This window comes from Sporocytophaga myxococcoides (genome assembly GCF_000775915.1).
GTDB classification, from domain to species: Bacteria; Bacteroidota; Bacteroidia; order Cytophagales; family Cytophagaceae; genus Sporocytophaga; species Sporocytophaga myxococcoides_A.
The window spans coordinates 974,307-987,877 of sequence record NZ_BBLT01000001.1; the positions used below are offsets into that span (position 1 = coordinate 974,307).

Below are 13,571 nucleotides of genomic sequence, written 5' to 3' on the forward strand. Positions count from 1 at the left end.
AAATAGACTTAAAGTATAATTGATTAACTTTTCAATAGCCACTTCATTTAAATATTTTCTTTTATCCATTTTTAGTCCATCTGAAATGTTTCAATAAACCTTATACTTTGGGCAGTTTGTGTGTGATAATAGGAATGAATTTTATTATTGTAAGATTAGATTAGATTAGATACTATGATTTTCTTCTATAAGATTGTTATTTTAATCACATATTTTAGCCTTCAGGAATTTACTTAGTGAAGCAATAAATTGTGATTGCTTTATTGTATTAATAATCCAAAACCTACATTCACATATTGTAATGCTGCATTCACAAAGTGATCAGTCTTTCAAAGATAGCTTTGTCTATATTCACTTTTGTTAGACTAAAAGTATAGATTATGTCTCCCTTTGTGCTTACAGAGCAGATTCAGCTATTTCTAAAGCATCCTAGTTTCCTGCCTGAAAAGGTGCCACATACGCGCTTGCCTGCTCCTTTCGACATATATGTCGATCTGCTGAATCATGTATATTTGTGGAATAGTAAGGATCGGGGAGGAGTCAGAAGTTTTCTTTACAATGCTCTTTCTGAAGTATCTATTGATAACAAAGAGATAGATGCTTTGGATTATTGGGAGCAAGAAAAGCTTCTTTCAGTATTAACATTGCTTGCTCATTGTTACAGATGGAACTATCTACCTCCAGAGCCTGACGAATTTCTGAAGCAAAACATGAATTTTCCCCATCAGCTCTGGCAATCTTTAAGTTATGTTGCTGACAAGCTGGAACATCCTCATTGCGGCACCTTGTGGAGCATCATGCTCATGAATTTTCAGGTAATAGAACAAGCCCCCGGAACAAACCTTCAGATAGATAAAGTCAACTTCCAGGATCTTTCTCTAGCTCATAACTGGGTTTGCAAAGAATTTCAGGGGCAGTTAGAACACTGGATTAAAATATTTATTATGACTGAAGTGGTTGGTACTACTGCTAACAAAGCATGCATGCAAGTATTGAAAGCAATCATAGAAAATGATAAAGATATGCTGGGTAAGGCGTTGGAACTACTCTATGAAAGCATCATTGGAATAACCACTGTCTTTAACAGAGAAGTAAGAGGACAGAAACTTAATATGGCTCAATGGAGAGAGCATATCCAGCCATCCTTCGTATGGGGGCTAAAGGATCCTCAAAGTCAAAGTCTCCTGGAAGGTGTGAGTGGCCTGCAGCTTGGCTGCATTCAGCTGATGGACCTGGTATTAGGATTGGAAATGGATTCTACAATGGGCAGGGCCATGATGGCTTCCCGAAAGTATTTTCCAAAACATAGCAGGGATTTATTAGAAGCACTGGAGCCCTATAGAAATAAACTTAAGTTTTATTTGAAAAGGAAAAATGACCAGGATCTGAATGCAAAATATAATCAATGTTTAGAAGCGCTTGAAAGTTATAGAATCAGTCATAAACAAAGAGGAAAGGCATATATAAAGGGAGATGGAACTTCTAAAAGTATTACAACAACAGGACTGTCTGTGCAAAATTCTTTTGATGCCATAAAACAGTTTGATGCAGATATGGAAGAAAGGATACTGGAAACTGTAAAGGAGAAGATCATTTATCAGGATTTACTTTGAAGATATATTGCAATTATATCTATTATAGCAATTGATTGTCTGATGTTTAATTTAAAAAAATTGAAATAAAAAGCTCATTGATCGTTGACCAATGAGCTCATTTTAATCATAACACTTGTATTTAGTAAATCATAATTCTTCCTTTTGATACGATATCTCCTTCTGCATTCACCACAGTATAAAAGTGTATGCCGGAATCAAGCGTTGCAGGCAGTAATGTAATTCCACCCTGAATAGTCTGAGTAGAAACCAGATCAGCTGCATTATAAATATTCAGAGTAAAAGTCTCAGTCACGTCAGCATCAACTGCAATGGTTGCTTCACCTGCATTAGAGGGATTAGGTGCTATTACTGTGTGTACTTTTGGAGGAAGTATCACAAATTTTCCTTTAGATACTTTGTATCCTTCACTGTCTACAAGGTCATAATAATAAAATCCTGAAGAAATAACTGGTAAGGCATTAAAACCACCATTTACAGTTATGGTTTGTACAAGATTGTCACTGAATGTGTAGATGTTCAATGTAAAGGATTCAGTTGCATCAGCAGAGATCTTAATGGACAAGGTATCTCCTGCATGAATGTGATGAGGATGTATATGACTTTTAATTTTCGGCGCCTTAACAACTATTTTGCCTCTCGATACAATATAGCCAAAAGCATTTTCTAAAGTGTAATTGTATATGCCGACTGAAAGAACAGGTAGTACATTTGAACCTCCATGAACACTCAATGTTTGTATTATAACATCACCAGTATCAGAAACTGACAATGTGAAAATCTCTGTTTCCGGCGCAACCACTAATAGAGAGATAGTATCTCCAGCTACAGATGGGTGAATGTGTGAATGAATTTTCGGAGCCTTTACATCTATTTTCCCTTTTGATACTGTTTTTCCATTGGTGTTAATTAATGAATAAGAATATTTTCCTATAGATAATTGTGGTAATACAGATTTACCCCCTGTTACTGTTAAAGTATGCAATACCACATCACCTGTGTCAGTAATAGTAAGCGTGAAGGATTCCGAAGCAGGAGCTTCAACTTTAATTGAGATGGTGTCTTCAACAGTAGAAGGGTTTGGTGCAATGAGGGCTCTTACTTTGGGTTCTTTTACTACAATATGACCGGATGAAACTTTTTTACCATCAATGCCTGAAACTATATAATGATAGGTTCCGGCATTAAGAAGAGGCAAGGTCGTATTACCTCCTGTTACCTGAAGATTAATACTATCCGCATCATTAAATATGGCCACATAAAAAGTGTCGGTTGCTGCAGCATTTACTTTTAATACTAATGTGTCTCCCTCTTTAGAATGATTAGGATGTACAGAGGTTCTTATATGCTTGTGAACGTGCAATTCATGCTTCTGAGCATTGACATTAATGGAAAAGACGAATACAATTACCAGAGCAAGCAATTGATTGAAGTAGATTTTTGTTCTCATAGTTGTTGTTTTTTCAAGTTGTTGTTTTTACAATAGTTGTGTTGTTTTATTATAAAGACTTGGTCGAAAATGAAAACGTCGCCTCTTGTAATGAAAAAATATTTATAAAGATTATGTGTTACTTCATATAAAATACTGTTGCTTATCACAATACCATCCTCTCTTTATTTTTTCTGATTCAATCTACAAATATTTCTTACTACTACTTATTTCATTGTCTTAATGAAGCTTTTCTATAAATACAATATATAATCGTTATCACATTTATTAAACAATTATGTAATCGGTTTGTAGTACGAAAGGAATATTTTAAGAAAGAAGTAAGTAATATTCCTGCCATTAATTTGGGGGATCTGTATAAAGATAAATACGAAAACGAAATTATATCGGATTTAAATGGTCAACTCATTAATAGTGTATTCGGAACAGGTATAAGTTCTAATCTGCGACCTATAGCGAATAAAGTGAATTCTGCTTCTGCAGGAAAGTTATCTGAGACGATGACAGTAAAGGAGCAGTTTCATAAACGAAGGTAGAGCAACCTGTTCAAAACAGGGACATAAATACTGGTAAGGTTAAAGGCATAAGTATTGAATATATTGCAAGGAAAATCAGCAGGGGATTACAGCCTGTATCTTACAAAAAGTTTGATTGTGATCATGACATCTATTACGTTCCCAAGCCACCCAAACCAATTCCATGCCCTGCAAGTAAATGAAGAGAGGGGTATTGCGTTTAACTTCTACCAAAATCTCGGATTGATTTATAGGGAAACAACAAAGCCTTCAAAGAAATCTATGATTGCATTTTATCAGTATGGTCATGTAGCTTGGAAAAGTGATTATTATTATGGAAAGACAAGATTATGGGAAAGTAAATTGGGATCATATAGCCAGGGAAATTTATCAGTACGAATCCTGACTACATTAGAAGCAACAGAACAAGGTGAATACGGTCATGTGGTTGGTTTTTTTGAATTGGAATAAATATTTTTGCAATGTGTATAAAAAATGCAGTTGTAAACCAGAGCAGTTGTTTGAAAGCGGAGGGACACAAAAAAAATAAGACCATATTTCATTAAAAATATGGTCTTATCAGTACAGAATTAAACAGGATTAGAATATGCCTATATAAGCTGTTCCTGCACCACGGTTTTTAATTTTTGCGCCAACCTCAAATGCATCAGGGGAGGTTGAAGATGGATCAAACAGGTAGAAGTTTCCATCAGCTCCGGAAGGAACGACTGCCATAACAAACTTACCGTCTGCAACAATGCTGTTCTGATATTGTCTGAACCATAGATTAGCAGGCAGATTCAAAATTACAGCTGTATTGTTTTTTAGGTCGATACGGGCAAGAGAATAGTTGGGAGACTCTGTTGTTCCAAGGTCCGTATCCAGGAATGGAATATAGCCAATACCGTTTCCTACATAGAACCATCCATCAGCATAAGTATTTTTTCCTACTAATGAAGACAGGTTAAACTCATACCCAGCATCAAAGCTTCCGTTTCTTAATTTTAAGATTTTGGTATCTTTTCCATTTACAGAAACTAACTGATAAGCATCACCCTCTTCATTAACATGAGCAGTAGGAGTTCTGTAGCCATTTGTATTTCCCTGAGCTTTGTTGGAATAAATAACAACAGGATTTGAAAAAGAAGGATAGTCCATTACGAGAACACTTGCAGTGGCAGGCTTATAGCTAGATACATTTGCTCCTCCTAAATCTGCAGTGTCTTTTTTAGCTCTTGCAAACCCATAATATACTTTCCCGTTTGCCACTACCGGTGCGTCTATTCTGGAAATAAATACTCCCGACTGAGCCTCTGCGGCATCTAATAATACGTCTTCATGTACAACAGAAGATCCCATGTTTACTGCTCCTGTAGATGCATCGGTTGAAATTTTTATGAAACTGGTTTTGTTTTTTATCCTAAGAAATGTTCCTTTTGAATCTCTTACAACACCTTCTGCAGTAGCAGGACTGGTATTTACTATGTGAAGAAGGCAGGCATCATTGGATACTTTGGTAAATCTTGCAACAGTTGAACCTATCGCTTGAGTTGGATTTACTTGATCTACAAGTGTATAATTACTTGCTCCTCCTGAATTTGCTTTGTAGCTATATACTTGTCCTCCGCTATAATCATAGGAAAATATATATTGCCCATTAGGGGATGAATAAGGCCTTGCTGTTCTTGTCGAAGCTAATTGAAATCCGGCAGTTGAAAAGTCTATGTCTGGTCCGGAACTGCTGAAATCAGAAACTTGCTGAAAAAAGGTAGAGGATTGATTTTCGGGATCTACTGCAAGTGCAACATGGTAAATGCGCGTATCAGCATCATGTGAGCTTGGTGCAGGGTCACTGTTTTTTTTACAAGATGCTGCGATTACTAAAACTCCTGAGAGGATTACTGATTTTAGTATTGGCAATACTTTCTTATTCATAGATATATTGAATTTGTTAAACGTTTATAAATTTATAATTAGATTATTTTATAGGTCACTTTTGCATAGAATGCCCTTCCTGGCTTCTGAAGAGCCCAGTTATCAAAAACTTGATGATCCAGGATGTTTTTAGCATCTAAACTAAAGGTGAGTTTTTTATTAGGAAGTGTATAAGCTACGCCTAGGTCATGTATGAGCTGAGTAGGAATTACGGGGAGGTTGTTGACTCCTATACCTTCCCAGTCTCTTAAGAATTCATGTACATATCCGAAGTTATAATACATCGAAACGAGTGCTTCTTTTTGAATAATATTTGGCAGACTAAGACGCACATTATTATTGGCTGTAAAGTATGGTGCATTTCTCAAACGCTTTCCATAGTAATAATACCTCTGGCCATTCCCATCAAATTCTGTATTGAACCTGGCATTAAACATAGAAACGTTTCCCGCAAAAAATAATCGTTGTTTATAGTTGTAAAGCAGTTCTATATCTGCACCTTTACTGCTAACACTAAGGAGATTTTCAAAACGGTAGGTTTCCGATACTTGTGTTGGCACCGCTTGTCTGATCATGTCAGTGGTATTTCTGTAGAAGAAGTTGGATACAAATGCCAGGTTATGATTTTTCAGTTTAAAGTTCCCCAGGTTTAATCCGAAGTTTACATTTTGACTTCTTTCAGGTTTCAGTTCATAAGAAGCATCAATGTTTTCAGCACTGTTACCAAATACTTCTGTGCCTTCCGGTAAGCGAACAGCTTGTTCGACTGAACCGGTAAGCATTATCTTTGGAAAAACAGTGAATGAGGCAGCTAAACCATATCCTAATACAGGCGTTGTTTTGGAGTGTTCATAAGGGATATAAATACCTGTTCTGGACTCACGGACAGCATCTTTCAAGCGCACATTTTGAGTATATTGTTTGGCAAACAGGGATGTTTTTAAGCGTTCTTTAAAAAGATTGGTTTCATAGGCCCCACTAATAACATGTTTGGTCATGTATCGGGTATCCATAAGATCTCTTTCTACCTGTGTAAGTCTTGGATCGTCAATATCACGGGAGAAATGAGACAACATATAGTTCAAGTTCAACCGGTGTTGTTTACTCAGATCATATGAAACATTTAAACGCCCGGTAATATTATGCTCCAGACTTTTTTGTAAAGTAGGGTTGCTTCCTTCTGCACCACTGCTCCAGCGATCCCATTTTCCATCATTATTGGCATCTATAAGCTGTCCAAACCAGTTGTAGATGTAAGGAACAGTATCTATCACTGCTCTGTTAAGTTTGCTATAAGATGAAAAGAAATTGACTTTAAGTCCTTTTGTTAAGAAGTCTTGTTTCGCATAGGTCAGACTATAGAGTTGTGTGTTTTGTTTCGTATTTCTGTTGCCATAAACAGTCTCCATGGTAGCTCCATGCTGAACCTCTTTGGCCATATCAGAAATCACCACTCCAAACAAAAACTGATCGGCCCATTTAACATTTGTAAAACCGATATCAAATTTTCCTCCATAAGATTTATAAGCATCATGGAAGCGCTTCGCTGTAACTCTTTGTATCTTACCTGTTGCACTGTTTGTTATATACACCTTTTCGCCCCATACTTTGTAACTATTATCAGAATAGTTGTAAAATCCTGAAGCGCGTACTGTTAAGCCGTTTTTAGAATTTCTGTATCCACCATTAAGATTAAACTGATGTGTGTTAAAAGATCCATAGGAATAGGAGGCTGTCAGCATATTCTTGATAGAACTTTTAAGAATGACATTTACAGCCCCGCCTAAAGCGTCATCAGATAGCTGAGAAGGTACAACTCCTTTGAATACCTCTATGCGTTCAATCATGGAGGTCGGTATACTATTTAAAGAGAAGGAGGGACCATAACTTGATATTGGAATACCATCTATAAAAATTTTAACTGAATTGCCGGATAGTCCGTTGATATTATACTGAATATTAGATCCAAGTCCTCCTTGTTGTCTGATACGTACACCTGCACTTCTGTCAAGTAGTTCATTAGCCTGAATAGATTGCATCTCAACAGTTTTGGTCTCGATGACATTCACAGCATAACCTTGTTCTTCCAACACTCTTTTTTGTGATTTGCCTTCAACCACTACTTCATCCAATGCTTTCTTTTCACTTCCTGAATCCAAAATGACATCAACAGATACATCAGGCCTGTCAACTTTTACAGGGACTTTTTTCTCAGGCCCTTCAAATAATTGTATGATAAGTGTGTAACCATTATATGGTATGTTTTCAAATTTATATTTGCCGAGTGAATCACATGGAGTTACCAGATTTAGTTCAGCAATACGAACTATTGCAAAATTTGCCGGAGCGCCTTCTTCATCCATCACAGCACCTGATAAAACACCGGTGTTGACTTGTTGACCTGCAGCCCACTTAGGCAATACCAGTAAAAACAATAAGTAAATCCAAATTCTCATTTTTAAAATCCCTGTTGAGGATGATAATAGTCTTAACTTTTTAATAATCAGTTATTTCAATTCTTAGCGTAAAACTTAACTGCTCTTATTAAGAATTAGTCTAATTAAACTGAGTGCAAATATATATTAGATGAGAATTTTCGAGGTACGCTAAAAAGAATTTTACCTACGCAGAAAGGAATAAATCTTCCGATTTTTAGTCAAGGGCTTATCAATAAAGCAATAAATCAAAAAGGTGAAAGGAATAATCCAATACAATAATGAGAATGTGATATTACATGAAAGCGATAGATTGAAGGATGTTGAAGATTGGAATACAAAGCCGGAGTTCTGTTATGAATCCTGAAAATAGCTTGTCGAATTGAATTATGCTCTTGTCTTCAGCTAGTAAAAGTTTGATATATAGCGTTTAGATATCGTCAATAAATGTCATCAGTAGGTGTCCGCTATCTTTGTATTGAAATACATGGTTAGGTCTGTAACCGCTGGTGAATCCTGTTTTGCGTCCACCATCTTCGGTTTTTTTCATGGTTAATTTAGCTTTAATTGAAATAAGTCCATTAGAACCTTCGTATTTCCAATCTCTGAAGCTTGCCAATGTGTATTGGTCATATGCCATGATATCAAACACTTTTGATTGTCCTGAATCCAGCCAGCGTTTGTATCTTAGTTTACCATCCATATACAGGTAGACCTCATTATTTTCAATTTTCTCAAAGATTCTCATTGCTAAAGTTTATGCGATATAATCTCTATTCCCATATCTCGCATTGAATAAAACGTGGACTATAGAGGATAAAAAAAGGGACCCAAAAGATCCCTCTATAATTCTATTATTTATTCTTTGCATCTGTTAATCCAGGGTCTAATACAAACTTTACATCACCGACTTTTAATGGTTTCATTTTGGATTCTGTAAAAGTATCTTTCCATACAATGTTCATAGTTGCAAATTGCATATCTACAGTTTTAGCCGGGATATGCCATACACCAACTATCTTACCATGTTCTCCCGGAAGTACAAGGTCTACTTCATTTTTTCTGTTTTCGTTGGCAAACTCCTGGCCACTCTCAGTTTTTAAGACCAACTTGTTAGCTTCAATTTTACCAACATCCGATCCGGTATAATTGCATTTGAAGTGAACAGACGTTTCTTTAGTTTCTTTTTTTATTTTTTCAAGGTTACAGGTAAAACCACCTGCCTGGAAATCATTTTTGGAAGCCGGTAACTGGAAGTCAGGAGCATTAAGCTTTTTTCCTTCCGAAGAAATTCTGTAAAAGCCATCTAAAATTAAAGTAAGCTTATCCACATGAAAATTTTGTCCGCCGCTTACTTTAAGGGTTTTTGTTTCCGTTGCTTTTGGATCGATCACCATATTCATACCCTGAAACATGCCGCCACCACTGGCATGTTCTTCTCCAAATTCATATTTAAATGTAGGTTCATTGCCTTTGAAATAGATAAAGTCTTCTGTCTTATTGGTGATTTTTAGCTTTACCTGAGTAAAGGCTTGCTGTGAGTGCGCATCAATGAATTCAATTCGCAAAACATCGGTTTCTACAGGCTCTATCTTATAATGATTCTCATGCTTGGGATCGCTGGGTTTTCTCTGTGCCTGCACAGTAGTAACAAGTGAAACAGCAAACAGGGCTGAAAGCAGATGTTTGAATAAAAGAGTCCTCATCGTTTTGGGTTAGGTTATTAATTTGGTTTTACTACGATAAATCAACTAAAATGATACTTATTATTCAATAACTCATTATGATAAAATTTGCTTTGGGAGAGTGGGAAATATTCAGGGAAGTTTTGAAAAGACACAATCGCTATTCTCTGAAAAGTCCTCATTGAACTATGAGGAACGGATTAAATCTCGATTTTTAACTCAATGGGACAATGGTCTGATCCCATGAATTCATTGCTCACTGTTGCTTCTTTAACCTGACTGATCAATGAATTGCTAACCACGAAATAATCTATTCTCCAGCCAATATTTTTTGCACGGGAATTGAAAAAGTTACTCCAGTACGTGTATTTGATTTCATCCGGATGAAGCAGCCTGAAGGTGTCTGAAAAACCTGAATTCAGCAATCTGTTGAATCCGTCTATTTCCCTTTGAGTATATCCTGCAGATTTATTATAGTTCTTCTTCGCGTTGGCTATATCCTTTTCCGTATGTGCTACATTCAGGTCTCCGGCAATGATCACAGGTTTTTGGGCGTTTAGATGCAAAACATAATTTAAAAAGTCAGCATCCCATCTCTCTCGATAATCAAGACGTTTTAATCCTTCACCTGAATTGGGAACATATACTGTTAAAAGAAAGAATTTGTCGTACTCTGCAGTGATTACCCTTCCTTCCTGGTCATGTTCTTCAACATTCATATCATAAGTCACACTTATGGGAATAGATTTTGTAAGGATGGCAGTCCCGGAATAACCTTTTCTTGCCTTAGAGGCATTTCCATAAACCTTGTATTCAGGGAGCATGGCACACAATGTTTCCACATCATGAACGCCAGCTTTCGTTTCCTGCAAGCATAATATATCAGGATTTAAGGTGTGAATGTCCCTTACAAAATCCTTCTTCATAATGGAACGGATGCCATTTACATTCCAATTGACCAAATGCAGTATAGCCATGTCTATAAATTTTGAAAACGAAGTTAACTATAGAATTAATAAAGGAAAATTAAAATTGAAAATGATTAGATGACGCGAGGCTATCTCTTTATTTTTCTAATTATTCTGACAGGTTAAGAGTCCTCGATTGCATTCAAAAAAACAGTTCTTTCATATTACTAAAATTCTAAAAAATAGGTATAGATTTTATTCATTCGGCTAAGTAAAAAAAAATATATTACTTGTAAAATGGAATTACATGCTTGCAAATTGAAATTACATGCTTGAAAATGGAAATTACTAACCAGGAAAATTAAATTCTCAGACATGGAAATGGCATAGAATCGGCTTTCCTCTCTAATTTTTATTGAAACGAGGATTATTGTGATAGAAAATTATCCATTGTCAGCAAGGCTTAACTACAGCGATCTGGTCTTACAAAAGGAATTTTCAAACTGAAGGCTAAGGTTGGTGAGTTTTCCAATATCATTACATTACTGTCACCAGGCAGATTGAGGGGGAGGGGAGCTTTTGCTTGTTTGAATTGATCCAGATCATAAAGGTGTATAGAGGACCTGGTGATTTTATTTTTGGAATAGAAATTTAATGGAAGAGTCCCAATTATTAGACCTACTGGACAACAACAGGTATTAGCTTTCGTGATGGAGTTTCGCCGTGTTAAAGTGGGACAGTAAATTCTGAATTTTCCTCGTTGAAGGAAGCCAATATACGAAGGTAAGTTGAAAAATTGAAAGATATTCATTAAAACTAATGATATTGGAATATTTAATACTTCTAAAATCTTCCATAACTTTAATCTAATTTACCAGAGATATTTTAGATGAGCATCAACTATCTGCCAAAAGGATTTAATTTTTATTTCAGATGAGATTTATACGCTTCATGGTAAAGCTTAAACTGATTTACTCCTTTAACATTAGAATGAGTAAAACTACTAATGAGTTCTTTATTCAGCTTGATCAAATAGTTGATTTTGAAAAAAAGTTTCAATTTTTACCGGATAAAGAATTTGTTGGGGAAAAATATAAAAGACATTTTTATTTTAGAAAAAGGGGAAAATCCGGAGATATAGAAGTATACGGTCGAACACGAACTTTAAAAAAATACAAAATTTTAAAAGTTAGAATTACACCTATAGTAGAAAAATTTTCTTATCCGATGATATTGTTTACCGCGGGTATAATAGGTACCATTTTGATAAGTATTATTCAAAGGGAAATTAGAGTGTTGATTTTTTTAATTTTCTTATTAGGATTGATATTAATAAATTTTTTAATCCTAAGATTTAGATTAAAAAGTATGAGTGAGAAAGTTAAGGCTATATTTAAGAAAAGGGCATAACTTTTATTAGGGTATGATTTGCAAATAATATGTATTTAGCTTCAATATTTATCTTTAGCTAAAAAGCCGACTCTCCCGACCCGGCTTTTTCAAAGTATTTCCATAAGAGTATATATGTTAATTACCCTCTTTCAATCTCTCAATCTCTTTCTGCAAGCTTAATAAACAATCTCTTGTTTTCATAACTAGTTTAATCCTTTCCAATTAGCGATTTATCTTAACCATGCAACTACTCTAAGTGTATTTTTATAGTGATGGTGCCTGAAAAATTTGTCATCATCGAAAAACAGGAACGACCAAAATCAGACATCGTTAAAAGTAAAAGGTGCCTGATATTAGTTTAATGCCTTGTAATTATTTAGATGCTAGCTAATTACAAAAGGATGTTTTGTCTAAAAGCAGCTAACTATGAAACTACAGAAATCAGCTACCGAACAATTCGGCATTGTACAAGCCAATAGAATAAGTGTATTGGTAAATGACTATGTCTATCCTGTACAATACGAGTATCTGTGCTACACTTTTAATCCCGGAAACAGACTTAAAGGGGAGCTTCGAATAGAACCCAACATAGTCCCCGGAAGCAAGGCTATATCACCAAGATACGGATTTGTCACAGTGCTTTCAATTTCGAATGGAATAGCTTACCTGAAAGGTAATAAAATGAAATGTGAGGTAAGAAATCTTGCACCGATATCAGCGCCTATCATTGTTTTCATACCACAAATTCTGATAGTATGAGAAAGATCATTTTAAAGCTATTGTTTCCGGTTTTTTATATCTATGATTTTGTAGTACTTTTTTTTACAAGAAAAGGCATGTCTACCATTGAACTTCTCATAAGAGTGGAGAATCTTGGTAAACGTGACTGATAAAACAACTTTTAGCTATGAAGATCAGAATTCTGTACCTCGACGATGAAGAGTACAACAGAAAAGCTTTTTATGCAAACTTCCGCAACAGGTACGAGATACAGCTATGTGCTTCAAACAAGGAGGTACTGGATCTTCTACAGCAGGGAAACCAATACGACATCATCATTCTGGATCAGTTCAAGCCAGATATTACAGGGTTTGATTTTTTGTATAACATCAAGCTGCATTATGAACCGGTAAGGATAGTCATCACAGCTTACAAAGACAGCAGAACGCTGAAAGAGGCCAGAAGGGAAGGAGATATCTTTGATTTTCATTTTAAGCCCTGGCTTACAGAAGAGCTGGAAGATATCATTCAGAGAGCGGTGAATTATATAAACTGGAAACAGAATGTTATTCCGTAGAGACGCCATGCTGGCGTCTCCCTCAGCAATAACAGCACATTATTTCAAATGAAGCTGCATTAATTGAAAGGGAAAAATGTATTTACAAAATTAGGATTCATATAGGCCTGTTGAAATCGAACGTTTGAGAGGCCATGCTGGCGTCTCCCTCAGCAATAACAGCACATTATTTCAAATGAAGCTGCATTAATTGAAAGGGAAAAATGTATTTACAAAATTAGGATTCATATAGGCCTGTTGAAATCGAACGTTTGAGAGGCCATGCTGGCGTCTCCCTCAGCAATAACAGCACATTATTTCAAATGAAGCTACATTAAGTGAAAGGGAAAAATGTATTTACA

Annotated in this window: 13 protein-coding genes; 7 read left to right on the top strand and 6 right to left on the bottom strand. The window is 35.7% G+C overall.

What is annotated here, in order from left to right:
- Positions 1 to 380: 380 nt before the first annotated feature.
- Positions 381 to 1,613, top strand: a complete 1,233-nt coding sequence (locus MYP_RS04230) for a hypothetical protein (RefSeq protein ID WP_045458846.1) — start codon at positions 381 to 383, stop codon at positions 1,611 to 1,613.
- Between the two features lie 121 nt (positions 1,614 to 1,734).
- Here the strand turns inward: MYP_RS04230 and MYP_RS04235 are convergent, their stop codons facing one another.
- Positions 1,735 to 3,063 carry a hypothetical protein gene (locus tag MYP_RS04235; RefSeq protein WP_045458849.1) on the bottom strand — a complete coding sequence of 443 codons (1,329 nt, stop codon included), beginning with the start codon at positions 3,061 to 3,063 and terminating at the stop codon, positions 1,735 to 1,737.
- A 344-nt stretch (positions 3,064 to 3,407) separates the two neighbouring features.
- On the opposite strand from MYP_RS04235, the gene MYP_RS04240 reads away from it, so the two are divergent.
- Positions 3,408 to 3,599 (top strand): hypothetical protein, encoded by a 192-nt coding sequence (locus MYP_RS04240; RefSeq protein ID WP_045458852.1) that lies wholly within the window; start codon positions 3,408 to 3,410, stop codon positions 3,597 to 3,599.
- 123 nt (positions 3,600 to 3,722) lie between these two features.
- Complete coding sequence (locus MYP_RS04245) at positions 3,723 to 4,049, top strand: hypothetical protein (RefSeq protein WP_156140303.1); 327 nt, start codon at positions 3,723 to 3,725, stop codon at positions 4,047 to 4,049.
- A gap of 129 nt (positions 4,050 to 4,178) precedes the next feature.
- Here MYP_RS04245 and MYP_RS04250 read toward each other — a convergent pair whose 3' ends face one another.
- From MYP_RS04250 to MYP_RS04270, 5 genes are all read right to left on the bottom strand, one after another.
- Positions 4,179 to 5,513 carry a hypothetical protein gene (locus tag MYP_RS04250; RefSeq protein WP_045458859.1) on the bottom strand — a complete coding sequence of 445 codons (1,335 nt, stop codon included), beginning with the start codon at positions 5,511 to 5,513 and terminating at the stop codon, positions 4,179 to 4,181.
- 38 nt (positions 5,514 to 5,551) lie between these two features.
- Entirely contained in the window at positions 5,552 to 7,969 is a 2,418-nt protein-coding gene (locus MYP_RS04255; RefSeq protein WP_052429931.1) for a TonB-dependent receptor plug domain-containing protein, read from the bottom strand.
- A gap of 409 nt (positions 7,970 to 8,378) precedes the next feature.
- Entirely contained in the window at positions 8,379 to 8,696 is a 318-nt protein-coding gene (locus tag MYP_RS04260; protein ID WP_045459224.1) for a hypothetical protein, read from the bottom strand.
- 106 nt (positions 8,697 to 8,802) lie between these two features.
- Positions 8,803 to 9,654, bottom strand: coding sequence for a hypothetical protein (locus MYP_RS04265; protein ID WP_045458865.1), 852 nt, complete (start codon positions 9,652 to 9,654; stop codon positions 8,803 to 8,805).
- A gap of 179 nt (positions 9,655 to 9,833) precedes the next feature.
- Positions 9,834 to 10,610: an exodeoxyribonuclease III gene (locus MYP_RS04270; protein ID WP_231569999.1), complete on the bottom strand. Its 777-nt coding sequence runs from the start codon at positions 10,608 to 10,610 to the stop codon at positions 9,834 to 9,836.
- Positions 10,611 to 11,531: 921 nt separating this feature from the next.
- Here MYP_RS04270 and MYP_RS04275 point away from each other — a divergent pair.
- The 4 genes from MYP_RS04275 to MYP_RS04285 all read left to right on the top strand — a co-directional run bounded on the left by MYP_RS04275 (position 11,532) and on the right by MYP_RS04285 (position 13,230).
- Complete coding sequence (locus MYP_RS04275) at positions 11,532 to 11,951, top strand: hypothetical protein (RefSeq protein WP_156140304.1); 420 nt, start codon at positions 11,532 to 11,534, stop codon at positions 11,949 to 11,951.
- Between the two features lie 408 nt (positions 11,952 to 12,359).
- A complete protein-coding gene (locus tag MYP_RS04280; protein ID WP_045458869.1) occupies positions 12,360 to 12,692 on the top strand; it encodes a hypothetical protein in 333 nt (110 codons plus the stop codon).
- Positions 12,689 to 12,823 (top strand): hypothetical protein, encoded by a 135-nt coding sequence (locus MYP_RS26715; protein ID WP_262506722.1) that lies wholly within the window; start codon positions 12,689 to 12,691, stop codon positions 12,821 to 12,823. Before MYP_RS04280 ends, MYP_RS26715 begins: the two co-directional genes overlap by 4 nt.
- A gap of 17 nt (positions 12,824 to 12,840) precedes the next feature.
- A complete protein-coding gene (locus MYP_RS04285; RefSeq protein ID WP_052429932.1) occupies positions 12,841 to 13,230 on the top strand; it encodes a response regulator in 390 nt (129 codons plus the stop codon).
- Positions 13,231 to 13,571 lie beyond the last annotated feature (341 nt).